Origin of the sequence: Enterococcus sp. DIV1090 (assembly GCF_050537975.1) — a bacterium.
GTDB classification, from domain to species: Bacteria; Bacillota; Bacilli; order Lactobacillales; family Enterococcaceae; genus Enterococcus; species Enterococcus faecalis.
In genome coordinates, this window is the sequence record NZ_CP172917.1 from 1,786,113 (window position 1) to 1,812,213 (window position 26,101).

The window sequence follows — 26,101 nt, forward strand, 5'->3', positions numbered from 1 at the left end:
GGTGGTTCAAACTCCGTATTACTCGTTAACCACTGTATGTATGACTTAAGCCACAAGTTCGGTGTTGATTTCAAAAAGAAACCCTCACTCCATCCTAAAAGAGTAAGGGCGACGTATAAGTAAAAAGCCCAGGGCGTTCCTACTTCCGTTTGTGTTTTTTCTTTTTGTTTTTCTTTTGTTGCGGAGTTTGATAATCTTGTGGCTTCTTGGATTTTTTTACATCAACATCTTGAAAATTCTGTGCTGCGAATACCTCCATGCAGGCCCCATAAACTTCAACAACCGTAGAATTCATTCCTAAGAATTTAAAAATTGTTTCTGGTGTTTCGTCTAATCCGCCAGTTTTTAACATGCCATAAATTAAAGCACGCATGATCTTTAAATCTGAAGCAGATAAATCTTTTGAAGAGATACGTCCACCACTCTTGTTTAGCATTGCGTTCATATCTTCTTCAAATTTTGAATAGTCGTCATCATAAATATCCGCAATATGCTCCATGGTTTCCATGGTTAACAAGATTGGGAACTGATGACCTTTAATTGTGACAGTTGGTGTGTCTGAAACGACAATCCCATAATCAGCTAACTTTGCCATTATTCACCGCCACCCCCTGGTGTTGATGGAGTTACTAATTTTTTCCATTGTTCTTCATCGTAAATAGGTTGTGCAATGAATTTTTCAAAGTCTCCTGGTTTTGCACTTAATCGGTTAGAATCGAAACTTGCATACATAACGTTGTTATACTTCAAACCGTTAGCAACAAAATTAGCAGTTACATCGTCAATTTTTGTGTCATCTTCTGCAGTTGCATATTCTTCATCAATGACATTGGATAATTGCGTTTTTGGATACCAAACTGCTTTTTTTCCTCCGCCTTCAATATTTCCAATGAATCCAAATGCAAAGTAAGGAAATTCACGAGCCGTATTTTTTCCAAATGTTACGCCTGCTTCTGCAAGCAATCCTTTTATCTCGTCCATTACTTCGATAGGAATCCCCACGTGATCTAATCCAATCTCGTGTTCTGTCTCGCGACTTACACGGCGAAACATTTTACTTGATGCCCATTTAACTAGTGCCGAGCCATTTCCCTTAATGGCAAGTTTTGTTGCAATAGCCAGTCTAATTACTTCGCTATAAGTTGGTGCCACCCCAACTTCATCAGGCGTTGCCATCATGGCAATTAAGATGTCATCTAATCCTTCAAAATAATACACATCTTGTTTTCCCAAATTACTCATCCTTCCCATAAATCTAATATTTGTTGTGTCATGATTTTTTCAATCTGATCTTTATTTTGTTCAAACGTACCACTAGCAAAATGCTGGGCTTTTTGATTCTTTGTACCATTTTCAGCAAATCGCCAGTAAAAGGCAGTTCCTTCAAACGCAACCTGCACTTGGTCATCTTCTATAATGACTTTTACCTGATCAGCCATATGTTTTTTCTTTAATAGTGATTTAGGTATTTTTGGCAGCAACTGTTCTCTATAAAAATTGGCTGCATCCGTTAATGATTCTAAAGACAATTTTGTAGGATCTACCTGTGCAAGAGTTCCCAAATAGTCAGCCATATCTGCAAACCCATTATTATTGGCCATCTTCTAAACACCTTATATACGTATAAAAATTCGTCACTGTATCATCGTTTTCATCACCCTGAATACCTACAAAATCAGTATAAGGAATACCAGCGTTTTCCAATGCATTTTCTAAATCAGTTAAATCTTTTTCCGTACCTGTTGTATAGAAAGAAATTTGATAATATGGCAATCGCCTATGAACTTTAGAAGAAGCCATCTTTTTACCTTTGCTGACATTGGAATACACGATATATGGATAGTCTGTTTCTTTTTCCGCTTTGTCACGTGTCACAGGTACACCTACTGTTTTTAGTGTTGCCCTTAATTTTTCAAAACTAATCGACATAAGCCAAACTCAACTCCATTTCTTGACGTTTAGGTAACGTGTAAATACGAGTGATATTGTATTCAACACCATCAATTTTAAGGCCATTTGTTTTCTCATTGACAGATTTATCCCAGCGGCATTTAACACGCCTTACGACATTTGTCTTAGCTTGTTGCGATAGATATTTCTCTTCTGCAGTTATACCAATTTCTATATAATACAAATCACGAATTTTCGTTCGCTTTTCACGGGGTCTATCATTGTCGTCCATGCTATCTTCAATTAATTGCAATTCAGCAACCCATTGTAAATCATTTAGAAGGCTCATCTGTCAACACCTCCAAAGCAAAAATAGGTTCTAAAGCCAATAACGCTTCCTCAAGATCAGCGGAAGAAAGTCGGTGTTCAAACATAATTGTAGTAACCATAATTTCTAGGTACTCTTGCTCATAACCAATTTTCTTTTTTACATATCGTTTCGCTGAATCCGTATAAAAAGAGAGCATAGAAACATCCATGCCCTCCTCTAATCGGATATGTTTTTTTAGGTTATCTAACAAATTACTTTCCAATCTATTCACCTACCAATTCCAATAATTCTGATTTAGTAGCATTGGATTTGTAAGAAATACCAACCGTATCTAAATAGGCTTTGATTTCCACAACAGTATTGTCACTAGTCGGCTTTGCTAAGTCGGCTACCCCTAACGAAGTAGGGGAAATTACTCCCCCGCTCCACCTTCAGCAGCTTTCTTCACATTAAGAATTGCGAAAGCTTCAGGATAAGTTACTGTAAAGTCAGTAATCATATAACCTTGATATAAAGTTTTTCGTCCTTTAAGATTACGCTCTGAGGAAACAGACAATGGTTCATTCGTATTTTCAATCATTCCCTGACCTGGGTTTCCAAGAACTACGCGGTCTACGCCAGCACCATCATCTTCAGCAACAGGCGTTCCCAGAAGGTATCCAACACCTTCAGTCGTTGGATTAGCAATAAAAATAGGTCGTCCGTTTTTGTCTACAATATTCGCCAAGCGATTCCAAATTGTGTCTGAAGAAGCATAAAATTTAAGACCAGATTTAAATTGAGATTTTACTTTTGACCGTAATTTTGTAACATCCGAATAAGCAATAACATCGGCTTCAGCAGTATCAATGATTTGATCGGCTGAGTTTGTAGTTAATTCTGTTACTACACCCATAGGATTATCGCCAGTTCCAGAACCGGTAAAGGCCAAGTTACCCAACTTGTATCCGATTCGAGTTGCTAATTCAGTTTGAATATAAGTCAAGAATTCAGGGATCGACATTGCTTCTAATTTAAAAGATACTTCAACATCTTTGACAATTTCATGTCCATCTAACTTCACATCTACAAATTCATTTTCTTCATAGTCAGCTTCCACGCCTTCTGCATACGTATTAGCATCACCTGACTTGATTGATTTATGTTTTTTGACCGTGATTCCACCACGCACATTCAATTTTCGGATATCACCATAGAAAGGATGTTGCTCTTCGATTAATCCTAAAATTCCAGATAGCGTTGTTTCAGGAACCAAAATTGGTTGGTTCGATACTTGATGAGTATAAGCTGCATTATTAACCTTTTCATAGACAGCCTTATCTTGGGGTTCCAAATCACGACCTAATAACACTTTCGCAAATACTTCTTCATATTTTGGTGTTGCTACATCTTTTACTTCTTCAACTTTTGTCAAATTTGCCACCTCTTCTGGTTTTTTATTTTCCAGCGCTTTGTCTTCGACTTTCGCTGTTTTTGGTTCTTCAAAGATTGCTTTAGCTTCTGGATTGTCTTTCATAAGTTGATCCAATGCTGCATTTGCTTCTGCTGTCTTGCCTTCTTCTAATAATTTTTGGATTTCTTCGAAATTCATTTTTTATCCTCCTTGAAACGCAAAAAACGCAACTTAGCCTCTGCCAAATCACGTTCTTCTTTTTCCTTCATATTTTGTAGTTTTTTGATAAATGACGAATTGGCTAAACTCTCGAAACCAGCTACTAAAAGCAACTCGCTTTCTGAATCTTCAACCATTCCATCAGCAAATCCATAATCAATTACTTCTTGTGCGGTCATGAATGTTTCTTTTGCCATTAAATCTGCCAATCCTTCTTTGTCTAGTCCTGTTTTTGCTACATAAGCATCTAGCAAAGAATTTTCAACGGTAGTTAAAAGTTGAGCCGCTTTTTCCATATCCTTTTTCTCGCCACTAACATCAGCTAGTGTTGGATTGTGGATCATAAACGTAGCTACTGGACTTACAAGCACTTCATCAAATGCGCATGTAATCAATGTACCGATACTGGCTACCAAACCGCTTAACTTAACAGTCGTTTTGCCTTCGTGGTTTTTGATAATGTCGTAAATCTCTTGTCCAGCAAATACCGAACCTCCATTTGTGGTTAATGTAATCTCTACATCTTCATTTCCAGCATCTTCTAACTTTCGTCTGACGTTTTCTGGATAAATAGCATCCAAATCAAACCACTCAAAAAGCTTGCCGACATTATCAGAAACGACGTCGCCCTTAAATTGAATCTTCTTCATTTACATCCTCCTCACTCATATTGTTTTCCCCAAATCTATCCGTATCTTTCCGCAGTAACCGAACATCTCCACCCTCAACAGGTTCTAGTCCTAAAGCAATCATCCTGTATTCATTAACGGTCATCACTCCACGATCTAGCCAACCAACCATTTGAAGTTTGGTTTGCATACTTGCAAATTGAAGATTGTTAGATTCAAACATAATCAAGTTACCTAACGCCCTTTCTCGCCTACTGAAAAATGCCTTAGTAAATCCATCTGATAACTGGATTAACACTGGTTCAATTTGTGTTTCGTAGTATGCTATCCACTGATTTTCAGTGAAATCCGATTTTACAATAGCATCATTTGAATTAAAAAGGTCTAAAATACGTTTTCTGGTTGCGGCAGATTGTTTTTCTTCAGGAACATACGAATACGGTTGTACCTGAGTAGCATCAGCTTTAGAATCTACACCGGCCGCTCCAATCCCTTCTGAGTCTGTTCTTAAAAAATCTTCTACGAATTGCTTCGTATTTTCTTTGATATCTTCCGGTCGCAATGTTTGATTAAACTTAAGTAACCACTTCACAACATTCGAGTTACGAATCGCCGCAATAATCCCTTGATCTGTTGTTTGGACTACTTCAAGTAACGGCAAAAGAGAAGGAGCTAAACTATCCCCTAATATTTCATTTGAAGTAAAGTCATTCCTGATATGGATAAGGTCCCTATATTTAAAAGTATAAGATTTACCATCACGCAGAATAAATTTAATAAAATACTCTCCTCTAGGATTGACTAATAATTCCAAAGAATGAGAAACAATTGGATAAAGGGCAATAGGTTTTCCGTTATCACCTTTTTCTACATAAATAAAGGCATTTCCATTTACACGATACTGCCAAATTGTTTTTTCAAGCAGCATTTGCATACTCATTATAGCGTTCGGTTCTTGAAGCACCATCGAGATAGCAATATTAGGATTAATCTTGTCACTAACCCTGTGTTTTGGCACTGTCTTTCCAACTGCATTTGCAAGAGGTCGTACAGCACTTCGTACAATATCGGCTTCATAAACATTTCCGCTAAACCCAACAAATCCCGAACTAGGTTCGTCTATCATTTGAAACTTCGTTACAGTTTTCGGAGTTTCGGTTACTTTCCGATTAAATAATTTCAATTTCTCACCCCTTTCTAAATCAATCCAAGGTATTCTTCCATATATCGCTCATAGGTTGCATATGCGTCTAAAAGACTTGCCAAACCATCAATACGCTTTCTTGGATTGTTCCCCTTAACCGGTTTTATATTGGCGTTCTCGTCCGTTTTGACACGAGTATTAGAGATACACCATTTCAATAACCCGTTATTGTTGTAATTGATATTACCACTCATTAGATCAGCACCCAAAGCTTTCATTGGGGCAGAAAGTGATTTAAATCCTTGGTAAATAGCTTCGGGAACAGAAGGACCGAAAACATTTTTCAATTCATCGATTAGATATCCTGAACTCCAAGCATCATATCCGATTTTGAACGGATAGATATCGTACTCCATCTGCAATTTCAGGTACCATTTTGTTATGTCTTTGTAATCAACTTTACTATCGCCAGATAGTATGATAATTCCTTGATCTTTCCACTTGTCATAGGGTACCTTATCGTCTTTCATACGCTCTTCAAACAAATCGCTTGGCATAAAATACTGTTGCATGACATAAAGCTTGTTCGGCTCATCTGCAATACCAAAAACAGCAGTGGCACAAGTCAAGTCAGTGGTTGCTGATAAGTCTATACCACCAATAAAATAGCGTGGTTTAAGTTCCTGAACGTTAAAAGTTGATTCGTTATTGTAATCATTAAAGCTTAACCAAGCATCCGTATCCGACTCATTGATATTGAATTCCTTACACAGCATATTGCGAACCATGCGAGGATTCTGTTTCGCTAAGTCAACTTTTTCTTTTAATGATTGCTGTTTCTTGATAACACCGACACCAGGATTAGCTTTAATCCACATTTCTTCATCTCGCCATTCCTCTGGATCGTCTAATTCGTACATAAATGGAATAGTACGTTCATCATGATAACCTTCAGCATTATCCCAGCCATCAATGATATCTCCCATTTCTTCACGAAGTTCATCAAAGATATCTTCACGAGTTGTTCCAGAAGTTGTAGTAATTAAAATGAGTGGTTGCTCACGAGCCGACATACTATCAACAATTACGTCATATAATGGACGTCCACCACGCCCTTTCCATGAGTGAATTTCATCCATTAACGAGCAATGCGCATTCAAACCATCTAAACTGTCTGAATCACTAGCCAAGGGTTTAAATTCAGCATCATTAAATTCGGCTACAATATCGGCAACTCTAGCTTTAATCATTTTTCTAAGCGTTGGCGATTTTTTAACCATCAATTTCGCTTCTTGCCAAATAATTTTCGCTTGGTCTTTCTTAGCAGCGGTTGCTAAAATCTGAGATCCATTTTCCTGATCAGCAATCATCATGTATAAACCTATTGCCGAAGCTATTGCTGATTTACCATTCTTACGACCTATTAGCAGGAATACTCGCTGATACTTTCTGTTGCCTTCAATATCAACAAACCCAAATATCGCTTCAATCATTGCCTTTTGCCAAAGCATCAATTTTAAAGGCTTGTTCGCTTGCTTCCCTTTTGATGGGTGACAAAATTTTTCTATAAACTCAATTGGATGTTTCGCACGTTTTTTATCAAAATAATAGTCGCTATCTGTATTTTTCAGATCAGCGACTAATTTTTTATATAGTTTGAATATCTTTACAGAGACTACAGTATTTCCACCGTTTTGTCTAAAGCTCTTCCAGTACTTAAAAATGTTCGTTTCTTGATAATCCACGTTAGTCCACCCTTTCATTTAGAAAGGCGCTAAATTCAGATAAACCATCATCATTCTTAGGTACATCTTTAGGTAACAAACCAAGAAGTTTCTCAGTAACCGTCGTATATCGTTGTATAGTTGTGTTATACGACTTCAAAGCAGGATGTTCTCGCATAATTGAGTAATCACCTTGTGGCATTTCATTTATTACACCTTCATTTTGAATAATTTCTTTTAATTCAAGCAAAGTTACCTTCATAAATGCTGATTCTTCAATCAAGCCTTTGATTGTTCGTTGTTTCTTGCTATCAACTTCTTTGAAAATATTCGTTAATCGCTTTATCTCATTCGTTACTAGACGCTTTCTCTTCTTATCGTCCATCTAAATCCTCCTTTCTTTTGGGGTGGGGGTTATATGGAATTACCCTGTGTGTTTTTCGGAGTTCCCTTCCCGTTCCCTAACCGATTTATTTTTTTCGATTTGAACGGGGGATAAGGTTGCCGTTATCATCAAACATTACATCATCATTAATTATTTTTTCTTTTTCGAAATGTTCTTTGTTGTGACAATCAAGACATAAGTATTCTAAGTTACTCCATGCCAGTGATACATCCGGATCATGTATAGTCTCCTCTGTTAGGTGTTGCTTATGGTGGACTATATATCCTTTGACAATCTTATTCTTCTTTATACATCTTTCACACAATCCGCCAACTGATTTGATATAACCTGCTCTACAGTTACGCCACGCTTTAGATTTATAGAATGGTTGTGATATTCTTCTAGGTATCATACTCACGAACTCACCTTCTCTCTATCTGTATTTCCTTACATTTTCTTGTACATGCTTGCCATCCCAACATCCATGACCTCAATACACCAACTTACAGTAATCAATCTCTTGTGCTGTCGCCTCACGTGTCATCTCAATAATGGAATAGTATTTATTAATCTGCACCGACATTACTACCCGTTTATGTTGGTTTTTCATGGGTTTCGGATAATAGTGGTTCAGGGATATGTACCAATAATTATCCATCCTTCATTCCCTCCAAACAAAAAAAGAAGCCATCAAGGCAATCTCTTTTATTCTTCATTCTTATTTGTTATAATTTTATTAGGTAGCAACTCCTTTTATTTTTAATCAACACCTTATGTAATTCATAATTCCATGAAAAGACACAGAATTCGCTACCTAACCGCTAGTATGTCACCACTAGCGGTTTTTATATGCATCAGACAAGACAATTAATGAATGATTTGCTATAATTTATTTACGGGTAGCGACATACCTTAGAAAATTTCTTGCACATGAAATTCCTCATATCGTACTAGCTACCTAACCACCCATGATTAATTTCACTGGTGGTTTTTTTGTTGTTCAGTAAACATAGTTACTAACTCATCATCTGAAGCTCGATTGCAATTAATGTAAAAAAAACAAACACATAAATGTTTTACAATTTTTTTTAATATTTGTTAGAATTTTTTACAGGCAGAAATTCCTTCTTGATGAATTTAGATTTTGCGATTTAAAATTCTATCAACAAGTCTTACTATAACTGCCTATCCGCTAATTTTCCGATATTAGCGGTTTTTTACATACTAAAAGAGACATTCTTAATTAATTTTATGTACTAAATATGTCATTTCTTACATAAATTGGATAATGTCTATCACTATTAATTTGCTATAATGCTTTTGGGTAGCAACTCCTTAAATGCTGAAACAGTTATTTACACCTAGAAAACCCATCTTTTTGTAATATAGTCTGCTACCTACCCACTAGATTCCATAGTCTAGTGGTTTTTTTACGTATAAAAAAAGACTGCACGGTGAAAGTGCAGCCTTAGATAGGAAGGAAAATCTTAACCGTCATCTGATCGTAAAGGTAGTTACATTTGACTTATTGACGATTTTTTTATTTAAGTAGCATAGCTACTTACTGGAATAACGAGACTCGAACTCATGACCCTACGATTAACAGTCGTATGCTCTACCAACTGAGCTATATTCCATCAAAATGTCACTTCCTATTGTTAATTATATTCTAAGGTGTATACTTCAAGTAAGGAGGTGATAACATGACTTATTCTACAGGTGAAAAGCCAGGCAAAGGCACCTATACTTGTACTAATTGCGGTCAGCAAGTTGTATTAGATGACAAAACAGATACACTGCCGCCATGTCCTAGATGTGATAATACAAAGTATAGAAAATAATTATTTATAAGCAGTCTTTTAACGGACTGCTTATTTTATATTAATTTACGAAGTGTTTTACCTTCATCATTTAAGAGCCATACTGCAACAATTTTAAAATCTTCGTAATATGGCAGGTTAATTGCAGTTGTTTGCTCCTTGCCAAATGTAATGACAATCGGGTTACTCTTGTTAAAAACTTTAACTGCGTCACTATCACAAGAAGTCCCTGAAACCCCTCCGATATAGTCCACTAAAAGTTTCGCTGCTTCTTTACCTTCTAATTCTTTTTTATTAAACTTATCAATTTGCAATAACATATAAATCTTCCTTTCTGTCTGTCTTTTTTTGCATATGCTAGCAATCGCCAAATATATCCCTTGCAAACTTTTAGAAAAAAGAGGAGGTTATTCACCTCACTTCTTTAGTTTTATAATTTGTGGTTTGCGAGAGAATCTAAATGAGATCACAAGTGACTAAACGAAGAAAGTAGATTTTTTTACTTCCTTGTGATCTCAAATCAAAAAAATAAGTAGGCAATCGTTCCGTTAATGTATTTGTGTAAGTGTGTCGCATTTCTTATTTTTTTGACACTATCATAATAATCCGTTTCAAAGGTATATGAAGTGTAGATAAAGTGTATAAAAGAGGTATAAAAAGTGTAATAAATGGCTACTTAAAAGCAACCAATTCCAGCGCTGAAGCAAATTGAACAATGATCATATTAGATTCTTGTTTCACTGATTCTTCGCTGATACAGTTTCGTTGTGCTGCTAGATAGATTGGATTACCGTTGATGTATCGATCATAGAAAATCCTTTTTCTTCGCTCGGTAACATCTGGTTTGTGCGGATGCTGAATCGCAGAATAACCTCTAACAAAAAGCTTATGAAGATAATCAAACTCTTCTTGTGCTTCTTCTTTCTGGATTAACATTTGCTCTGCTTCGAAAACGTTATTGGCCGTTGATGGTGGAACCAAAGAGAATGAAGCTGTTACTTTTGGTTCCCTCGGCTGGCCAACACGACATCTAGCAGCAAGATAGGCAGACAGGAACACACTGACGTTATGTTTAGTTTGCTCCATATCTACGTCCTTTGCATCTGGTGTTTCATATTTCTTTACGTCAAAAAGTACCATACCTTGATTCCCCCGTTTGTGGTATAATATTCGTGTCGAGAATATTACCAACGGTCGGAGGAATCCGGCTTTTTTTGTTGGCAGCTTTCTTTACTCATGATAAAATATTTTTATTGTGACCAATGTTTGGGGCAAAGTAACCTCACATATCACAAGCTACCACTTTTCTGGTAAAATATTCTTCTTAGTCAACCAGTGGTCGGTTGGCTTTTTTATTGTTTAATTCGACCGTTATCGGTCTGCCATACTTTAAAATTTTCCAAGTGCCAGCATCATGTGACATTGATTGGCCCATTTCATAGTGATGCTTATCAAATTCAGCTTCTTTTTTTGAAAGATATGGTTCTGAATACTCAACATAAACGCCATCGACTTGCCTTCCTAAGATATAAACTTCTGGATAACTCATACACTTGAACCTCCTAAATATAGCCCTAATCCCAAAATAAACGAGCATGAAAGGAAATAAACGAGGTCACTACTTGTTATGTCATTTCCATACACGAAATGGCTCACGGTTGCTTTTGCTACAAGAATCATTATTGCAACGCCGCTAACTTTATTTATTACTCTTTTCCAGTTGCGTTTCATCTATTCACCATCAACTTTCACAGCAAACGGCCAGTAACGTTCATCAATCGATTTTATTTCTTGTTCTGTATGTTTCAGTCTTCCGATGCATAACCCTTTATTGCCTTGTGTATATACAGCTCCATCGGTATCAGTCCAAAGATAACAAAACTCTGTGTCACCGATTTTTGGTAAAGCAACATAAAATAGAGGTTCTTCATTTTCATTCCTTAACTCTTCAATTGATATGCATTCTGAGCAATCGATACTATTCATTTTTTTAACTTCTGTATTTATACCAATGAGATTAGCAACTTCCAACGCTTCTTCTTCCTTTTTAAAAACAATAATTTTCTCGTCGCATCTAAAATAATCTGTAACACCTCTGACCGCCCAATACAACTGCTCTTTCTCGACTTCATAGCCATGAATCCAAGCATATTCAAAAGTAGTTTCATTTTTATTTAACCAGTTTGCTAGTTCTAGCTCTTTTCCCTCAAGATAGACAGTACCGTTATTTAACCAATGAACATCGCCAGTATAAATATCTCTTAGTGTTAGATATTTATCTGCTAACTTTTCTAACTCATCAGCTACAAACTTCGGAACAACGACTTTTTTCGGCTCGTCTAGCTTTTCTAAGTCATTAATAAAATTTGAGTATAAGGCTTGTCTTGAGGCATTAACCGATGGAAGTCTCCAATCTTTTGGTTCTTCTGCATACTTTGTTTTGTATTTCTCAATCAATTCTTGTTTATTCATCTCCACCAACTCCTAACTTCTTTCCCGCAAAACGGACAATAGTTTATTTTTTGCGTTACAATTTCTTCGACAAATGGGCCACCTGCGTATTCTTGAAAACTTTGTTTGATTATTAGCGTGTCGTCTTTTAGACTCCATTTCCCGCCACAGCTGTCTTCTAAAAAATGATTTTTGTCACATATTTGACATTCTTGTTTATTCATCGCTAATCCCCCTTGAAACTGTTAAAACAGTAGACAGATGTCCGTTATTACGCAAATATTTCAATAAGTCCTCAATATCAGATACATCTTCATCTTCTCCGTAATAGATGCTTTCAATTATTACAGCTAAATCTATATAGCTTATTTTTAATCGTTTCACTCTGCTTCCTCCTAAAATTCAAGACTATCACTTATCATGTTACCTAATTCATTCATGACTTCGTGTGGTAACACCGCTTGTACATTGACGCCAGTTTCATCACATTTAATGTCTAATGTGTAATCAACACCCGTCTCCTCATTTTTACGATAGGCTTCTTTTTCAAGATAAACTTTGTATAAATTCCTACTATTGACAACAATATTCTTTCGTTGCACATTATTGCTGACGTTCTCGTCATATGTTATTTCGTAGCTCATTCCGATTCCTCCTTAAATTTATCAAACATTTTTTCGTAGTCATCTCTATAAATGACTTCGCATAAAACTTCCATATCTCCAACCACCATAGATTGCAAAACAACTGCTCTTTTGTCTCCGTAAAATGGATTGCTGGCTAAAAGTCTTTTAGACAATTCGCTTTTTAAGTGGAATCTAACAAAAAAACTATCTTGACAGCTCTTAATCAGGTTTCCACTAACGGCGGTGAAATTGAGCTTTTGTGTTTGTGTATTGTGTGTATTAAACATTCCTAAACCTCCTTCTTCACTCACTTTCTAAAATAATGACAGCTGTTCTCCAGTTCATATAAATAGCCCCATTGGGATATTTGACAACATTTTTTTCTGTGCAACTTCGTACATCTCTTTCTTTATTTCAAAGCCATAAGCATTTCTATTGAGTTCTGCAGCCGCTCTAAGCGTAGAACCACTGCCAGCACATGGATCAATTACAACATCTCCATAATCTGTAAAAATTTCAATTAATCGTTTAATAACAGGTATTGGTTTCTGGGTCGGATGTATTTTTGGATAACTGTTATCCGTTTCCCATTCAAACCAATTTAGAACCATACGGCCGTCGTTATTGAATTTCGGAAGTTTTTCTCTGTAAAGAACGAGCGCATATTCTGTAGCCCCTACGATTTTCATATTTGCTTTTAGTACCTGAGGACTGGATTTCTTAATAAAAACTAGTGGAATGTGATTTTTAAAGCCGTACCGTTCACCATAGTCAATCACCATTTGAAGCTGTTGAAAGGCACAGAACACAATCATAGCTGGCGCTTTCCCTACTTCTTTCGGTTCTTTTTTTAACATTTTTGAACAAAAGTGCATAAATTCTGATATTCTGAAATTTTCATCGGTATCAAAAAAACTTTTATTCGCTTTATTCGATTCTCCATTTTCAATTTTTCCGCCTTCGTACCATGCAGAACTTGATGCATATGCATTTTTGCCTAGATTATAAGGAATGTCTGCAATAACTAGTTGTGCTTTGGGTATTCCATATCGCTTATAATTTTGAAAATGATCGTTAAATAATTGTATTTTCGTTTCTGTTTCTCTCTGCATAATTTCAAAGGAGTAAAGAACTCTTTGTGGTCGACCAAACCTCCACTCCTTCCTTATAAATTCACTGGTTCGTTTTTATAACCAGCATCAATCAAAATACCTTCAATTACATAAAGGTCCGTTTTCTGCTTCAAACTAGCTTTAAATTTCTTGGCAATATTTCTAGCTGTTTCTAAAGAAACGACTTCATATGTTTTAGCCAGTGCATCCGCAATAATAGCGGATGTTGGCGTGTAATAAATCTCCAGCAACATGAACACTCGCTTTCACTTCATAAACCTAATTTAAATGTTCAGCTTTATATTCCCAAAATTTGCTTCTAGGCATTCCTAACGCTTCTATGATTGCATTCACTGAATAACCAACCCACTGCAAATACAAATATTCTTGAATGGTGAACTTGTCTTTATCAATTGAGTTGATTGGTTTAGATTTATCCATTGTTTGCTCACCAATATCCTTACCAAGCATTTTAATTTGTCGATAGACCATGCTTTTTGGATGTTTATACCAATCCGGGTTTTCATTCATTAACTTGAGCATTTCTTTTCGCGTTTGCTTTTTTTCAGCTTGAATACGTGCTATATCTTCAAAAATTACACTGTTCATTTTTTAACCTCCTAAAAAGGCAGATCATCATCGCTAATGTCGATTGAATTACCTGCACCTGCGAACGGATCTACATCTCCACCAAACGACATTTGTTGGCTGCTATTTTGCTGATTTAAGCCTTTGTTTTGATTTGTGGCATAATTACTCTCAAAATTATTTTGAACGCCTGTAACGCTATTCTGCGAACTCTGAATGCTATTTCTATTCTCATTGGTGCTTTTTGACTCTAATAATTGGAAACTTTCGCAAACAACTTCAGTCACATATACACGTTGGCCTTGTTGGTTGTCATAATTACGAGTTTGAATTCTGCCAACAACTCCTAATAATGTTCCTTTACGAGCATAATTAGCCATTGTTTCAGCAGGCTTACGCCAAATTACACAGTTGATAAAATCCGCTTCTCGTTCGCCGTTTTGGTTTGTAAAGTTACGGTTCACAGCAAGAGTAAAGCTTCCAACTGCAGAACCACTTGCGGTGTAGCGTAAATCTATATCTTTCGTTAAACGTCCAACTAACACAACTTGGTTTATCATATTGTCACTCTCCTAATAATTCTTGTTTTTGTCGTTCTAATTCAGCTAATTCTTCAGGTGATAAAGGTATATCTTCTTGCATCCCATTCCAATTTGGTAACTGCTCTTGTCTCACTGGCGCCTTAGAATACGCAGGCTGTTTATTTGTTTGAGATAAATCATATTCATCGTTATAACGATCATCACGGATCCAACGAAATAATTCTTGTGGATGGTACCAATCGTTTAATTTAATATACGCAAGATAGTCTTTATATCCTTTTTTAAACGACTCTAAATCTTCTTCCGTCTTGAACTTCTTTAAAAATTGTTCTCTAGCTTTTTTCTTGTTGGTTTTCTTTGGATAAGTTTTCCAAACTTTTTCGAATAATTCATGCATAGTTGAGCTCGGCTCAACACTATTCTTTTTTTTATCCTTAACTAACCTATCCTTACCTAACCTAACCTGTGTATCCATTTGGTATCCCATGCGGTTGTCATCTGGTATACCAAGATTGTTTTCACTCTCTATAATCTCGGTTTTAAAGGTATATGCTTTACTATTTTTCTCAGCTAATTCAGCCTTTTCTTCTTGATATAGAGTTGGTTTGTATCGATCATTTCGGATATAGTTATGAATTTTCCAATGCTTGATAACAATAACCCCGCTATCAAAAACTAAAATAAATCTTTTGGCCATTAATAGCTTTAAATCATCATCTCCACATCCAACCATTCGTTGGATCTTCTTAGGATTATTAATAAATCCATCATCATCCGCTCGCATTGACAAATGAAAATAAAGAGATTGAGTTGACAGCGGCATGTCTAAAAATGCATCGCTATCAATGATGGTCTTTGCAAACATTCTTCTTTCAGCCAATTATCTAACCTCCTATAGTTGAAAACGGCACTTCCCAAAAATAGTCATCGTATTTTTTCACAATATTTTTAGTTGTTTCCCCTTCTATAATTTCAACTTCTTGTGTGAACTCCATCCCCTGTTCAAAAACAAAAATTTTAATATCGATATTATATTTTTTTGAAATACCTTCAAAATCTTCTTCGATAACACCCCAAGCCTGTTTAAAATCTAATATCTCTGCTAACGCTTCATCACATTCTTCGTGCCATACTTCTATCTCTTTTCTATCTATGAAAGCACGTCTGGTATTATTGATGTAGAATTCGTTCTCACTGTACAATGTGGTTGAATAATCATCTTCAGAAATTTCAACCTTTTGTGGGACTGTGACTGGTCCATCTTCAGTCATTTTAAAATTAGGTGAAGCAATTATCCCCTCTTTCAAAAATCTGATTACATTCTCTTTTTTTCCTCTAATTTTAAGTGTTCCCTCTGCCCAGTTTGGCATTTAAATCATCCTCCTATGTTCAGTTTCTTACGTTCTTCGATGTTTAATTTCACTGGTTTAATTTGATACTTATTCAAGAAGTTCTTAGTGCCTATTTGGTGTTCCTCTTGATGGTGTTGACGGCAACCAGCATAAAATGTGAATGTCTCATGATTAATCTTTTTACGATTACGCCCCATACCAACAACTTCAATATGGCAAACGTCAGCATGCTTACCGCAAATACAGCACTTACGATATTTCAGGCAGTAATAAAACCATTTATTATTTTCAAGCAAGTATTGGTATCTTTTTTCCAATGGTATATCGTTTTTCAAAATGAACTCAATCAAGAAACCGATCCACTCAGTCGCTTCATTTTTGGTAGCTCTACTATGTTCAAAATAAACACCACTCTTAGCCTCGTAGTAGTATTTCAAGACACTTTCAATCCATTTAGGTTCGTCATAGCTCCAACGTGCCACATCGGCTATTAGAACGTGAGAAAGTGCATTCTGTTTTTGAGACATCTGTCGATTATCTAAGAATTCAACTTTCGCTAAATTATCATCGTTATTAGCCAGAAGTTCGAGAAAATTTGAATTTATTTCATCCTCAAATTCGATGGCCAATTTATTCCCTTTATGATTTATGATTTTTCCAATCATTCAATCACTTCTTTTCTTTTTTTGCCTTTTCTGCTTGGTTCGTAGCTTGAGCGATTAGACGGCCAATCATTCCATAATGTTGTTTGTTCATTTGTTCTAGTTTTGTTATTTTATCTAATTGTGGATAGCTCTCTTCAATCCATAAATTTAAACGCTTAATCATTTCTTCTGTTGCATCAAAACCAACGATTTCGCTCAATGCTGATAATGCTACTTCTGTTTTTTCCAGGTCTTTCACTTCAATTGTTGGTGGCTCTGGTAAATCTTCACCTCTATAGATATATAATCCTAACCCATGTTTTGCTAACGCCTTAACAAATGCACGTTTCAATGCTTTATTTACCTGCGTCATTGTCGGCGATGTTACATCGTTATTTTTAAAATCTAAAATAGGGTATATTTCTGTTTCTTCGACTTCTTTAAAAAGTACAGATACTTCTACATATGAACCACCATTTGTTGTCTGATATGGTAATTCTTTTGATACTAAAAACTCTTTTCGCTCTCCCTTAACTACCATCCAATGTTCAAACTCACGAATAGAAATAATGGCCTTTGGATCGTGCTTCTTCATAAGTTCGTGAGCATCGGACCACGGTAGATAATTGAACTTTCCTTTTTGTTGTATACGTTTTGATACATCTATTTCAGTCATTTTTTGAAAATCTGTAATAATCTTTTTCTCAGTCATTTAATAGTGCCTCCTTGTATACTTTGCCTAAACCGATGTAATCAATCTTTTCTAAATACCGTTGGTCAAATTCTTCTATTACATCTACAATGCTATTTTGAGTGACAATAGCTGTTAATTCATGACACTTTAGCTGTGCTTTTTTATCATATTTAAAGATTTTAAACCACATCTGAAATACTCCATCTTCATCTGCAATTTCATTTCCGAAAAAGTCAGTACTATCAATTTCATCGTTTTCATATTGTTCCTTGTTTTGCTTTTTAGGCGGCTCTGTTAAAAATCGATCTAATGCATCTGCTTCACTACGATTCATTCACAAGACCTCATTTCTGTGATATAATTTTTCTTGTATAATTTTTGTATGCGACTTATTGCTTGCCGGCTTAAGTCGCTTTTTTGTCGTCATGCGACACCTCTGCGCTCTTTTTGTTGTGCAATGTATATTTTATTTTTTTGTTGCTGGTACCATAAATCAGCAAGTTTTTTCGTTTGCTCTAGTTTTTCTATTCTGGTCATTCTTTTTATTCCTTTCTCTGGTATAATTTATTTACTAAGCTTGGAGGGATGCTCATGTATTTTGTTATAAAAAAATCTAGTGATGGTAAGTACTACTTTTTAATTAAAACAAGTGAACATGAAGTAGTATCATCCAGTAAAACGTACTACTATAAAGCTTCTGTAATTGATATCATCGAATCCATTAGATTAGGAATCGACCCGAAAACAATTGTTGTTGATACTACATATGGTTTCTGATATTTGGAATAGTTTTATCTATTTCCTCTGATAGTTTATTGATGTTGCCATAATGATTTAAATTATTATTCTTCCGCTCCATGCTACTCGGAATAGTTTGGAGCTATTTATTTGTTTTCTTTTGTTCTTTGGATATTTTGTTTAGTATTTCATATTCCCCTTTTCTATCTACCTGCAATAGCCATTGCAAAAATACAAATTAAAAATACGACGTTACCTATCAGACTTACATACGCAATTGCTTGAACTCGTCTCATTCGAACCCTAGGATGTTTGGCAATTGCCGCTAACCCTCTTTTATTCATTTTCATTCCTCCTAAATCGTACTTAATACTGATCCTCGAAATCCCTGATTCAATTTTGCTTCATTTAGTTTGTTATCTCCGCCGATAATTGATTTAGATTTCTTGTGGTACAAACGATGTTGCCCCTTAAAAATTACTACAAGAGTATTTCTATAGTTTCCCGTAGTATCTATAACTTTTAATTCTTTACCTTTATATTTAATTATTTCCACAGGATTCTCCTTATACATGGATTCTATTTTGAATTTCTAAATATCTTAAAAATTCAAGTTCTCTTTCAATTTGATAGGCTTTTCCTTCGGTCAGTTGTTCTGATTGTCTAAGCGCTGCTCTATCATCTTGTAGCTGTTTACGCTCTTTTTTGATTTGGTTGAGTATCCAACTTTCTTGTTCAGTTGTATAAGCCATAATATTCTCCCTACGCTATGTCGTTTAAGTCTAAACTCATTTGTCTTACAACTGTTTTTGTGGCTGTGGACGGCTCCCAGTCATTGATATATTCAATTACCATTGGATAATGTTTTTCTCTTAATTGTGATCTGGTACCCACGCCTGTAATTTGCTTAATACCTGAATTAATATCTTTGTATAACTTTCCACGCTGTTCCTTTGTGATTTTCCCAAATCCTCTTGCAACTTCTGCTACTCGTTGATGAACTCGACGTGATAAGTAGCCATAATCATCTGCACCGATTTTTTGATTGTCTTTTAAGTCGGCTACTTCTTTTTCAATTACATCTACACGCTCATTTGTTTCTTCATTTGCTGATAAAGCTAGTAAAGCTAATTCTCGCTTTGAGGTTGGTAATTTAGGCTGTTGAATTTCTTTTTCCATTCGATTGAATGCTTCAATGTATTTCAGTTTGAATGAATCTGCTTTTTTTCCAGTGAATCCAAATGCAATGAAAGAAAAGCCATCTCGATTCATGTAGTACAATCTTTGTTTTCTACCTCTTGAATCTTTGTATTCTCCTTCAGCAAACATGTTTTGGTAATAAGCCGAATTTTCGGCCGATTGAATTTTAGCCTCTATTGCTTCAATAACATGCTTATGTTGTTTTTCAAATACTTCAGCAACTTGTAAACTAGTTGTTACTGCTTGTTGGTTTTTCATAATTACTAAGTTGTCCATTTTTTCCTCCTTAAATTGTTTCTGTATCGCTCTTTCCTTTAATCCCAATGATTCATGATGTCATTACAAATTTTTATAGCTTCTTTAGCAGGCCAATATCTTTTTCCCTTGCTAGTACCAGGCTTTCTTTTTTCGATCATTTGCATACGTTTGTCTTTTACAAAATTTTGTTCAACTTCAGGAACAGACATTGAATATCTAGACGATAATTGTTTGATGTCTAAATACTCAGCACGTTCATTTAATCCTTGACTAGCTTCATTTATGACTTGTTCAAACATTTTTCTCAGGATTTTTTCAATAATGTTGTATAGAAAGTTTTTTGAAGATGAATCTAGAAAATTTTCCATTCTAATCACCTCACTTGATATTTAAGATTTTTTTGATTTTCTGAACTTGCTCTTCTGAACGTCTGCGACCGTGAAGGATATCTGATAAGTACGGACTTGAAATCCCTAGTTGTTTTGCTAACCAAGATTGGTTTTTCCCTGCACGAATTAGAGCTGCTCTTACGTCGATTGCTAAGTCTTGTGACATATTTATTACTCACACCCCTTTATTTTTATTTGTAAGCTAAAAAATTAGCTAATTTAATAAATTTTATTGACTTATTCTATAATATTTTGTAGAATAAGTGCATAGCTAAATAAGACTTTTTAAGCCTAGTAAAACAACACTTTTTACCGTTCCCCAACGATTTTTTAGTTTGTTTCTCGGTTTTATTTGCGAACTTATTAGCTAATAATTTAGCTTACGGACATAGTATATTAAAAAGTTTTGTAGATGTCAACTGATTTTCTACTTTTTTTTATAGATATATCCGAAGCTTATGGAGGAAAGCTTAATATGACTGTATTTGATAGAGTTAAAAAATTAGCAGATAGTCAGAAAATATCTATTGTGGAACTTGAAGAAAAGTTAAATTTTAGTCGAAATTCATTGTATGCTTGGAAAAAAAGCAAGCCTTCTATCGATAAATTAGAAGCTGTCGCAAATTATTTTGGAGTTTCAACGGATTATTTATTGGGTCGTGAAATCTCTAATAAACCAAAGCAATCTGATGATTTGGATGAAATTTTAGACAATGTGATGAGTTTCGATGGTGAGCCTTTGGATGATCATGATCGGGAAGTTATTCGTGCTTACTTAAAAGGGAGATTCGGAAAATAATTTAAAGGTTGTGCTATATGAAAAGTATCAAAGAGTTGGTGGAAGAATATGAAGTAGAGTTAGTTTTCGCTCCAATAAATAAGCGCGCATGTTACGAGCCAGTCAAAAGAATAATTTTCGTAAATCAAAATTTATCTATTGAAGAACAAGAAGAGTCTATATTCCATGAGTTCAAACATGTTGTTTCCCATTCGGATTACATGGAGTTATATAAAATTCCTTCTTTTAGAAATAAGATGGAATCTGAGGCAGATCATCATATGTTTAAATGCCTTATTGAAAAACATGATGGGCAATTTAATTATTCTAATGTGATTACCCATTACAATTTAAAGATGGGACAAGAAACTTATTTAAAATAAAAAGCTTGCTATTTAGAGAGTGAGAGAATTTCATTGAAGATAAATCAAAAAATCTATAATTACTCTATTGTTGTTTTAGCATTAATTTCAATTGCTTTAGTTATTTTTGATTTTTCAAATGTCATTAATATTAGTAATCCGCCGTTTAACATTATTGATAATTTTATCTTAATCACATTTACAATTGACTACATTGTTAGATTCATTATCTCAAAAAATAAAATCAATTTTTTTAAAGAAAATATTTTTGATCTGATTGCGATAATTCCTTTTGATGCTATTTTTTCTTTCTTTAGAATCGCTAGGTTGTTTCGAATAGCTAAAATAGCTAGACTTGCAAAGCTAACAAGAGCGATAGGTGTGGTTGGCAAATTAACAAGAAACACTAAATCATTTTTAAATACGAATGGATTTTTAAACGTGATTTATTTAAGCTCAGTTCTTATTGTTGTTTCAGCAATGATTTACTCATATGCAGAAAATGTCCCGTATATTGATGCATTTTGGTGGGCTTTAGTGACCACAACTACTGTTGGTTATGGCGATATTTCACCAGCTACGCCATTAGGTAGAGTTGCGGCAATCATTTTAATGATTTTAGGAATTGGATTTATTGGTATGCTTACTTCAACTATTACAGAATATTTTAATAAAAGTAATAATGAAGATGAAAAATCAAATGATAAAATTGAATTACTAATTAATAAAATTGATCAATTAGAAACTACGATTGAACAACTAAAAGAGGAAATAAAAAAATAACGCACCCTCTCCGGCTAAGAAGTTAGTGCGTTAAAAATAGAACCAAAATAGGCTTATTTTGTTACGCCTATTTTACCACAAAGAAAAGGACGTGAAAATATGGCGAAACTAAATTGGTCCAAAAAATACAAATATGTTTTTTCTTACTCAAATAAAAAAGGAACTTTTTGGGGATATCGCTATCCTTATTACAACTCTCTAAAACACCGAAAAGAAGCTAGCAAACGTGGATTTGAAAGTGAAAGAGCGGCGAATAAAGCATTGCTAAAAATCCAATATGATTTAGAAACACAAAATACTTCCTTCGTCGAAAATAAACAACTCACCATAGATGAATGGATCAAAGTCTGGATACCTTACGCCCAAGACAATTGGAGTGTTTCAACAAAACAAAATATTGAATCTGCTATCAAATTTCACATATCACCATTAATTGGAAATCAGAAACTATCTTCTTTAAATAAGATTACCTATAAGCGAGAATTTATTGACAAATTAAGACAAGAAAACAAATATACAGAATCTACGATTCAAACGTGGCATAAAATTGTAATGAGGATGATTAACGCTGCGGTACACAATCAAATCATCCCTAGCAACACGCTAACAGGCTTTAAATTTGATTTAAGTAATAATGTTCGTTCATTCTCTAAAAAGGAATTACAGCGATTTGTAGCGGTTTTAGAAAACGAAGATATTCAAACACAAGTTATATTTTTGACTCTGCTAAAATCTGGAATGAGAAAAGGCGAATTGATGGGGCTGCGTTGGAGTGATATTGATTTAAACGAAAAATATTTCGATATCAATTCTACACGTGGCGATTATGGTGAAAATAAGCCGAAAACAAAAACTAGTATTCGTAAAGTTTATTTTGACAACTCATTACTCACTTTAATAAAAAAATACAAAAATCACGAGAAAGAACGCCTTTTCAAAGAAGGAATAATTTTAAAAGATAAGGACTACTTTATTTTAAGTTCTAGAAATTTACCTATCAAACAATCTAGAATTACGTATATGTTTCGCCTGTTATGTGAAAAGGCAGAAGTTCAAAACATAACCGTACACGGCCTAAGACATACCCATGCAACGTTTTTAATTGAAGCAGGAGCAAACATTAAGTACGTTTCAACTCGGTTAGGACACAAGAATATTAATATAACTTTGGATGTTTATAGCGATGTATTAAAAGAAGAAGAAAAAGAAACAGCTGATATGATGGATAAACTTATTGAGAACTTGTGATTTGTGGTAAATTTGTGGTAAAAACATCCAAAACCATTGATATATATGCGTTCCACCACTTCCCATCTGAAATTGTAAAATAAGTTGCTGTTTCTTTTCAGTCCAAGTAAAAATATATTTTACTAAACGGCCATTGTTCCCTGACGAATGAAGAAAACTGAATTTGCTTGGGCCACTCACTGTCATTTTTTCAGGTACAGCTAGCGAAGTCCTTCGAGCTGATTGGTTCAATTTATCAGGAAATGAAAAGCTTTGTTGTTCTTCAAAAAACCAAACTTCTTGTGTTTCCTCTAAAACAATTGCTTGCTGTTGCGCAAAACGAAGTTGTTTTTCTACCGTAGCAAGAAACTGTTCAATTTTTAATGTTTCTTGCCAGCGGTGAATAGCGAGTGTTGGGAGCATAGTCATAAAGCAAACAATCGTCAAACTAGCAAGTGTTTCCATTAATGTGAATCCTGCTGACTTGTTCATTGCTTTTCTGCTGTATATTTATCTAACTGCTCTTTAGTAATGTAGCCTTCGTTGACTAATTCATTTAAAGAAGGCGTCTTATTTTTTTCTAGTGTATAGAGCTCGATTTGTGATTCTACAATTTTTACGATTGCTTCATTGCCTTTTTTGTCAACTGTTTCTTTATGTTTCGCTAAGTTAGGGACAAAAAGTAAAATCAATACGGAAATAATCAATAAGACAATCAACATTTCTAATAATGTAAATCCTGCGTATTTTTGTTTCTTTTTCATTATAAAACTCCTTCCATATTGCCATAAATAGGCAGCAACATTGCCCCATAGACACCGATAATTAAACAAGCAATTATGATAAAAATAAATGGTTGAACAAGGGTAATGACTCGTTCAATTTTTTTGAAAAAACCTTGGAAACAGACATTACTATAAACCATCAACTCCTTGCCTAATTTTCCTTTTACTTCTCCTTGTTGAATCATTAAACCCAATGCTTTCGTAAAAAAAGGATAAGCAGCTAATTGTCTATGTAAAGTTTCACCAACTAGCAGTCCTTCACTAATTGCTCCAGCTAATTCTTTCATTAAGGGGTAATTGGTTGTATGGCGCATCAAATCGATGACCTCTTTCATTTCTAATCCTTGCGCAAGCAACTTCCCCCATTCTAGTGCAAAAAAAGCACTGACGTATTCCCGATAAAGGCCACGGATAATTGGCAGTTTCAGATATACGAAGGCCCGCTGAATAGCAGACTGATGCTTCAAATAACGGTTTAAAATGAAGAAACTAAATGAGAGGACAAAAACTAAGGTAACCAGAATGTATGGACTGTAAACAATCAGAAGAATCCCAATATTTTTAGAATAACTATTGGCATCATTTTCCATTAATTGGGGCAATAAAAATTGCCGAATACCAACAATGACGAGAATCAAAAAAACAATCAGGAGCAGCGGATAACTAATTATTTTAAAGAACTGTTGCCGATATTTTTCCGTTTGAAAAAAATGTTCGGAAATCGCTTGTAGTGTCCCTACCAAATCCCCGTGTGCAGTAGCAAACGACAATTGTGCCGAGACCATTGTTGAAAATCCTAATTCTTCGACTAAAGCTTGTAAGGCAACGCCTGAGGAAAAGCCTTCAACTAAAAAAGTTATACTGTGCTGGGGTAATGCGTTTGATTTTTTCATGAAGGAAAAGCTTTCTTGTATATTAAAACCATTTGCAAGCAAATCCGCTAATAGTTTCAGAAAAAGCTGCTGTTGTTTTTTCGTTAATTTATTCGATGGCTTGAAAATACGTTTTTTCTGTAATAAACCCATACGCCCACGCCTTTCTTAGATTCTTTTGCCAACTACTCTTTATAACGGCTTCCTTAAAGAAGAAATAATCATAAAGAATTCCCGCTACTTGTTCCTTATTGATCGTGGTTGTCAAAATCTGTTGATAAATGATACCTTGCAAGCATTCAGCCAATTCATGCTCTGGGCCACCTAATTCTATCAAACGCCGTTGTACTCCCAATAAGTTACGGGCGTGAATTGTCGCAAAAATAGTATGACCCGTTAAGGCGGCTCGAATAACTGCTTGAGCCGTCTCGCCATCACGAATTTCACCAATAATCAAAATATCAGGATGATGGCGCAAGCAAACTTTGATTAAGGCTTCATAAGTTAACTGAATTTTTTCATTTGTTTGCAACTGTAAAAACTGCTTTTCCTCAATTTCAACAGGATCCTCAATCGCTATCACTTGTTGTTCGCCACTTCTTTGTTTAGCCACACGATACATGGTTGTTGTTTTCCCAGAACCAACTGGCCCACTGAATAAATAAAGTCCTCGTTTCTGACAAGATGCTTCAATTTCATTCAGCTGGTGGGGAAAGAAAAAATGTTCAGCTTGTTCACCAAATCGGTGCAAAAAACGAATTACCAAGCTCTCTCGATTCTGAAAATCTCCCACAGATGATAAACGCAAGCGTTGCTTCGTCTCGCCAATTAGATAAGTTGTCGCACCTAATTGTGCTTTTCGTCTTTCTCCGACATCCATGCCGCCGATAAATTTAAAGTGGAAAATTAACTTTTCGCCTATTTCTGCGGAAACTTGTGTGTAAAGTGTCCGTTGCATCCCTGTCCGAAAAGAGATAGCTATTTCGGTATCATTGGGTAAAAAATAAACGTCTTGCGCCCCATGAAGGACGCCCCATTCAATTAATTGATGGGCCAATTTCTTTACATTTTCAGTCATTCATTTCCTCCTCTCACTAATAAACTACGCATTTATTTTATGATTTCAGCAAAAAAAAAGAACCTTCACCAATAAGATGAAGGTTCT

General features: G+C 35.1%; 44 protein-coding genes, 1 tRNA gene and 2 pseudogenes. 6 read left to right on the forward strand and 41 right to left on the reverse strand.

Features of this window, described 5'->3' with window-relative positions:
* Nucleotides 1–139: 139 nt before the first annotated feature.
* From IGL48_RS08655 to IGL48_RS08715, 13 genes are all read right to left on the reverse strand, one after another.
* Entirely contained in the window at nucleotides 140–595 is a 456-nt protein-coding gene (locus tag IGL48_RS08655; RefSeq protein ID WP_174084353.1) for a hypothetical protein, read from the reverse strand.
* Entirely contained in the window at nucleotides 595–1,242 is a 648-nt protein-coding gene (locus IGL48_RS08660) for a tail protein (protein WP_002393025.1), read from the reverse strand. Before IGL48_RS08660 ends, IGL48_RS08655 begins: the two co-directional genes overlap by 1 nt.
* Nucleotides 1,239–1,601: an HK97-gp10 family putative phage morphogenesis protein gene (locus IGL48_RS08665; RefSeq protein ID WP_016634652.1), complete on the reverse strand. Its 363-nt coding sequence runs from the start codon at nucleotides 1,599–1,601 to the stop codon at nucleotides 1,239–1,241. The genes IGL48_RS08660 and IGL48_RS08665 overlap by 4 nt, the downstream gene beginning before the upstream one ends.
* Nucleotides 1,591–1,929 carry a hypothetical protein gene (locus IGL48_RS08670; RefSeq protein ID WP_002406253.1) on the reverse strand — a complete coding sequence of 113 codons (339 nt, stop codon included), beginning with the start codon at nucleotides 1,927–1,929 and terminating at the stop codon, nucleotides 1,591–1,593. The genes IGL48_RS08665 and IGL48_RS08670 overlap by 11 nt, the downstream gene beginning before the upstream one ends.
* Nucleotides 1,919–2,239 carry a phage head closure protein gene (locus IGL48_RS08675; RefSeq protein WP_267570859.1) on the reverse strand — a complete coding sequence of 107 codons (321 nt, stop codon included), beginning with the start codon at nucleotides 2,237–2,239 and terminating at the stop codon, nucleotides 1,919–1,921. The genes IGL48_RS08670 and IGL48_RS08675 overlap by 11 nt, the downstream gene beginning before the upstream one ends.
* Complete coding sequence (locus tag IGL48_RS08680; protein ID WP_285534243.1) at nucleotides 2,223–2,492, reverse strand: phage gp6-like head-tail connector protein; 270 nt, start codon at nucleotides 2,490–2,492, stop codon at nucleotides 2,223–2,225. Before IGL48_RS08680 ends, IGL48_RS08675 begins: the two co-directional genes overlap by 17 nt.
* A 141-nt stretch (nucleotides 2,493–2,633) precedes the next feature.
* Entirely contained in the window at nucleotides 2,634–3,812 is a 1,179-nt protein-coding gene (locus IGL48_RS08685) for a phage major capsid protein (RefSeq protein WP_174084350.1), read from the reverse strand.
* Nucleotides 3,809–4,483: a head maturation protease, ClpP-related gene (locus tag IGL48_RS08690; RefSeq protein WP_174084349.1), complete on the reverse strand. Its 675-nt coding sequence runs from the start codon at nucleotides 4,481–4,483 to the stop codon at nucleotides 3,809–3,811. The genes IGL48_RS08685 and IGL48_RS08690 overlap by 4 nt, the downstream gene beginning before the upstream one ends.
* Entirely contained in the window at nucleotides 4,464–5,645 is a 1,182-nt protein-coding gene (locus tag IGL48_RS08695) for a phage portal protein (protein ID WP_430601637.1), read from the reverse strand. Before IGL48_RS08695 ends, IGL48_RS08690 begins: the two co-directional genes overlap by 20 nt.
* 14 nt (nucleotides 5,646–5,659) lie before the next feature.
* Entirely contained in the window at nucleotides 5,660–7,351 is a 1,692-nt protein-coding gene (locus tag IGL48_RS08700; RefSeq protein ID WP_430601638.1) for a terminase large subunit, read from the reverse strand.
* A gap of 1 nt (nucleotide 7,352) precedes the next feature.
* On the reverse strand, nucleotides 7,353–7,715 hold the full coding sequence (locus tag IGL48_RS08705; RefSeq protein ID WP_104876160.1) for a hypothetical protein: 363 nt from the start codon (nucleotides 7,713–7,715) through the stop codon (nucleotides 7,353–7,355).
* Nucleotides 7,716–7,800: 85 nt separating this feature from the next.
* Nucleotides 7,801–8,127 carry an HNH endonuclease gene (locus IGL48_RS08710; RefSeq protein ID WP_195805364.1) on the reverse strand — a complete coding sequence of 109 codons (327 nt, stop codon included), beginning with the start codon at nucleotides 8,125–8,127 and terminating at the stop codon, nucleotides 7,801–7,803.
* A 1,152-nt stretch (nucleotides 8,128–9,279) separates the two neighbouring features.
* Nucleotides 9,280–9,352 (reverse strand) — tRNA-Asn (locus IGL48_RS08715).
* Nucleotides 9,353–9,418: 66 nt separating this feature from the next.
* Between IGL48_RS08715 and IGL48_RS08720 the strand changes: the two genes are divergently transcribed.
* A complete protein-coding gene (locus tag IGL48_RS08720; protein WP_010773976.1) occupies nucleotides 9,419–9,556 on the forward strand; it encodes a zinc ribbon-containing protein in 138 nt (45 codons plus the stop codon).
* Nucleotides 9,557–9,591: 35 nt separating this feature from the next.
* Here the strand turns inward: IGL48_RS08720 and IGL48_RS08725 are convergent, their stop codons facing one another.
* The 18 genes and pseudogenes from IGL48_RS08725 to IGL48_RS08810 all read right to left on the reverse strand — a co-directional run bounded on the left by IGL48_RS08725 (nucleotide 9,592) and on the right by IGL48_RS08810 (nucleotide 17,878).
* Complete coding sequence (locus IGL48_RS08725) at nucleotides 9,592–9,855, reverse strand: hypothetical protein (protein ID WP_174084463.1); 264 nt, start codon at nucleotides 9,853–9,855, stop codon at nucleotides 9,592–9,594.
* A gap of 352 nt (nucleotides 9,856–10,207) precedes the next feature.
* Nucleotides 10,208–10,675, reverse strand: a complete 468-nt coding sequence (locus IGL48_RS08730) for an ArpU family phage packaging/lysis transcriptional regulator (RefSeq protein ID WP_002380819.1) — start codon at nucleotides 10,673–10,675, stop codon at nucleotides 10,208–10,210.
* A gap of 184 nt (nucleotides 10,676–10,859) precedes the next feature.
* Nucleotides 10,860–11,084, reverse strand: coding sequence for a hypothetical protein (locus IGL48_RS08735; protein ID WP_016632373.1), 225 nt, complete (start codon nucleotides 11,082–11,084; stop codon nucleotides 10,860–10,862).
* Nucleotides 11,085–11,266: 182 nt separating this feature from the next.
* Nucleotides 11,267–11,521, reverse strand: a complete 255-nt coding sequence (locus IGL48_RS08740; protein WP_233039692.1) for a DUF1642 domain-containing protein — start codon at nucleotides 11,519–11,521, stop codon at nucleotides 11,267–11,269.
* Between the two features lie 153 nt (nucleotides 11,522–11,674).
* Nucleotides 11,675–12,007: pseudogene (locus IGL48_RS08745) on the reverse strand (DUF1642 domain-containing protein); the annotation flags it as partial.
* Complete coding sequence (locus IGL48_RS08750; protein ID WP_010730055.1) at nucleotides 12,004–12,210, reverse strand: hypothetical protein; 207 nt, start codon at nucleotides 12,208–12,210, stop codon at nucleotides 12,004–12,006. The gene IGL48_RS08750 and the pseudogene IGL48_RS08745, both read right to left, overlap by 4 nt.
* Nucleotides 12,203–12,370 carry a hypothetical protein gene (locus IGL48_RS08755; RefSeq protein WP_048948834.1) on the reverse strand — a complete coding sequence of 56 codons (168 nt, stop codon included), beginning with the start codon at nucleotides 12,368–12,370 and terminating at the stop codon, nucleotides 12,203–12,205. Before IGL48_RS08755 ends, IGL48_RS08750 begins: the two co-directional genes overlap by 8 nt.
* An 11-nt stretch (nucleotides 12,371–12,381) precedes the next feature.
* Nucleotides 12,382–12,630 carry a hypothetical protein gene (locus IGL48_RS08760; protein WP_113825987.1) on the reverse strand — a complete coding sequence of 83 codons (249 nt, stop codon included), beginning with the start codon at nucleotides 12,628–12,630 and terminating at the stop codon, nucleotides 12,382–12,384.
* Nucleotides 12,627–12,899, reverse strand: coding sequence for a hypothetical protein (locus IGL48_RS08765; protein WP_240185865.1), 273 nt, complete (start codon nucleotides 12,897–12,899; stop codon nucleotides 12,627–12,629). The genes IGL48_RS08760 and IGL48_RS08765 overlap by 4 nt, the downstream gene beginning before the upstream one ends.
* Before the next feature lie 54 nt (nucleotides 12,900–12,953).
* Nucleotides 12,954–13,724, reverse strand: a complete 771-nt coding sequence (locus tag IGL48_RS08770; RefSeq protein WP_104888246.1) for a DNA-methyltransferase — start codon at nucleotides 13,722–13,724, stop codon at nucleotides 12,954–12,956.
* 53 nt (nucleotides 13,725–13,777) lie between these two features.
* Nucleotides 13,778–13,984 carry a hypothetical protein gene (locus tag IGL48_RS08775; protein ID WP_113826005.1) on the reverse strand — a complete coding sequence of 69 codons (207 nt, stop codon included), beginning with the start codon at nucleotides 13,982–13,984 and terminating at the stop codon, nucleotides 13,778–13,780.
* Nucleotides 13,985–14,003: 19 nt separating this feature from the next.
* Entirely contained in the window at nucleotides 14,004–14,333 is a 330-nt protein-coding gene (locus tag IGL48_RS08780; RefSeq protein ID WP_113826006.1) for a hypothetical protein, read from the reverse strand.
* An 11-nt stretch (nucleotides 14,334–14,344) separates the two neighbouring features.
* Entirely contained in the window at nucleotides 14,345–14,872 is a 528-nt protein-coding gene (gene ssb, locus IGL48_RS08785) for a single-stranded DNA-binding protein (protein WP_430601639.1), read from the reverse strand.
* A 4-nt stretch (nucleotides 14,873–14,876) separates the two neighbouring features.
* A complete protein-coding gene (locus tag IGL48_RS08790; RefSeq protein WP_430601665.1) occupies nucleotides 14,877–15,719 on the reverse strand; it encodes a DNA replication protein in 843 nt (280 codons plus the stop codon).
* Nucleotides 15,720–15,738: 19 nt separating this feature from the next.
* On the reverse strand, nucleotides 15,739–16,224 hold the full coding sequence (locus IGL48_RS08795; protein ID WP_430601640.1) for a hypothetical protein: 486 nt from the start codon (nucleotides 16,222–16,224) through the stop codon (nucleotides 15,739–15,741).
* Nucleotides 16,225–16,229: 5 nt separating this feature from the next.
* Nucleotides 16,230–16,871 carry a putative HNHc nuclease gene (locus IGL48_RS08800; protein WP_002401957.1) on the reverse strand — a complete coding sequence of 214 codons (642 nt, stop codon included), beginning with the start codon at nucleotides 16,869–16,871 and terminating at the stop codon, nucleotides 16,230–16,232.
* Nucleotides 16,872–16,875: 4 nt separating this feature from the next.
* Nucleotides 16,876–17,562 carry a DUF1071 domain-containing protein gene (locus IGL48_RS08805; protein ID WP_430601641.1) on the reverse strand — a complete coding sequence of 229 codons (687 nt, stop codon included), beginning with the start codon at nucleotides 17,560–17,562 and terminating at the stop codon, nucleotides 16,876–16,878.
* On the reverse strand, nucleotides 17,555–17,878 hold the full coding sequence (locus IGL48_RS08810; protein WP_033600921.1) for a hypothetical protein: 324 nt from the start codon (nucleotides 17,876–17,878) through the stop codon (nucleotides 17,555–17,557). Before IGL48_RS08810 ends, IGL48_RS08805 begins: the two co-directional genes overlap by 8 nt.
* A 257-nt stretch (nucleotides 17,879–18,135) precedes the next feature.
* Between IGL48_RS08810 and IGL48_RS08815 the strand changes: the two genes are divergently transcribed.
* Entirely contained in the window at nucleotides 18,136–18,321 is a 186-nt protein-coding gene (locus IGL48_RS08815; RefSeq protein WP_025188165.1) for a YegP family protein, read from the forward strand.
* A gap of 164 nt (nucleotides 18,322–18,485) precedes the next feature.
* Here IGL48_RS08815 and IGL48_RS08820 read toward each other — a convergent pair whose 3' ends face one another.
* The 6 genes from IGL48_RS08820 to IGL48_RS08845 are packed head-to-tail and all read right to left on the reverse strand — an operon-like array spanning nucleotide 18,486 to nucleotide 20,295.
* Nucleotides 18,486–18,626 (reverse strand): hypothetical protein, encoded by a 141-nt coding sequence (locus IGL48_RS08820; RefSeq protein WP_162565037.1) that lies wholly within the window; start codon nucleotides 18,624–18,626, stop codon nucleotides 18,486–18,488.
* Between the two features lie 11 nt (nucleotides 18,627–18,637).
* Nucleotides 18,638–18,838: a hypothetical protein gene (locus IGL48_RS08825; RefSeq protein WP_240185204.1), complete on the reverse strand. Its 201-nt coding sequence runs from the start codon at nucleotides 18,836–18,838 to the stop codon at nucleotides 18,638–18,640.
* A 10-nt stretch (nucleotides 18,839–18,848) separates the two neighbouring features.
* Nucleotides 18,849–19,034 carry a hypothetical protein gene (locus tag IGL48_RS08830; RefSeq protein WP_033598023.1) on the reverse strand — a complete coding sequence of 62 codons (186 nt, stop codon included), beginning with the start codon at nucleotides 19,032–19,034 and terminating at the stop codon, nucleotides 18,849–18,851.
* A gap of 10 nt (nucleotides 19,035–19,044) precedes the next feature.
* The gene (locus IGL48_RS08835; RefSeq protein ID WP_267570857.1) at nucleotides 19,045–19,758 is read right to left on the reverse strand and encodes a Rha family transcriptional regulator; all 714 of its coding nucleotides are present in this window, start codon (nucleotides 19,756–19,758) and stop codon (nucleotides 19,045–19,047) included.
* A 38-nt stretch (nucleotides 19,759–19,796) separates the two neighbouring features.
* Complete coding sequence (locus tag IGL48_RS08840; protein WP_126266798.1) at nucleotides 19,797–20,108, reverse strand: hypothetical protein; 312 nt, start codon at nucleotides 20,106–20,108, stop codon at nucleotides 19,797–19,799.
* Nucleotides 20,109–20,118: 10 nt separating this feature from the next.
* The gene (locus tag IGL48_RS08845) at nucleotides 20,119–20,295 is read right to left on the reverse strand and encodes a helix-turn-helix domain-containing protein (protein WP_002364354.1); all 177 of its coding nucleotides are present in this window, start codon (nucleotides 20,293–20,295) and stop codon (nucleotides 20,119–20,121) included.
* Between the two features lie 309 nt (nucleotides 20,296–20,604).
* Here IGL48_RS08845 and IGL48_RS08850 point away from each other — a divergent pair, with 309 nt between their 5' ends.
* From IGL48_RS08850 to IGL48_RS08865, 4 genes are all read left to right on the forward strand, one after another.
* A complete protein-coding gene (locus IGL48_RS08850; protein ID WP_010826721.1) occupies nucleotides 20,605–20,928 on the forward strand; it encodes a helix-turn-helix domain-containing protein in 324 nt (107 codons plus the stop codon).
* 17 nt (nucleotides 20,929–20,945) lie between these two features.
* Complete coding sequence (locus IGL48_RS08855; protein WP_267570856.1) at nucleotides 20,946–21,290, forward strand: ImmA/IrrE family metallo-endopeptidase; 345 nt, start codon at nucleotides 20,946–20,948, stop codon at nucleotides 21,288–21,290.
* 33 nt (nucleotides 21,291–21,323) lie between these two features.
* The gene (locus IGL48_RS08860; RefSeq protein ID WP_126266796.1) at nucleotides 21,324–22,052 is read left to right on the forward strand and encodes an ion transporter; all 729 of its coding nucleotides are present in this window, start codon (nucleotides 21,324–21,326) and stop codon (nucleotides 22,050–22,052) included.
* A gap of 99 nt (nucleotides 22,053–22,151) precedes the next feature.
* Entirely contained in the window at nucleotides 22,152–23,300 is a 1,149-nt protein-coding gene (locus tag IGL48_RS08865; RefSeq protein ID WP_010711674.1) for a tyrosine-type recombinase/integrase, read from the forward strand.
* Nucleotides 23,301–23,336: 36 nt separating this feature from the next.
* Here IGL48_RS08865 and comGD read toward each other — a convergent pair.
* From comGD to comGA, 4 genes and pseudogenes are all read right to left on the reverse strand, one after another.
* Nucleotides 23,337–23,771, reverse strand: a pseudogene (comGD, locus tag IGL48_RS08870) (competence type IV pilus minor pilin ComGD); the annotation flags it as partial.
* Complete coding sequence (gene comGC / locus IGL48_RS08875; RefSeq protein WP_002356991.1) at nucleotides 23,768–24,043, reverse strand: competence type IV pilus major pilin ComGC; 276 nt, start codon at nucleotides 24,041–24,043, stop codon at nucleotides 23,768–23,770. The gene comGC and the pseudogene comGD, both read right to left, overlap by 4 nt.
* Complete coding sequence (gene comGB / locus IGL48_RS08880) at nucleotides 24,043–25,089, reverse strand: competence type IV pilus assembly protein ComGB (RefSeq protein WP_010824788.1); 1,047 nt, start codon at nucleotides 25,087–25,089, stop codon at nucleotides 24,043–24,045. Before comGB ends, comGC begins: the two co-directional genes overlap by 1 nt.
* Nucleotides 25,046–26,014, reverse strand: a complete 969-nt coding sequence (comGA, locus tag IGL48_RS08885; protein WP_002364362.1) for a competence type IV pilus ATPase ComGA — start codon at nucleotides 26,012–26,014, stop codon at nucleotides 25,046–25,048. The genes comGB and comGA overlap by 44 nt, the downstream gene beginning before the upstream one ends.
* Nucleotides 26,015–26,101 lie beyond the last annotated feature (87 nt).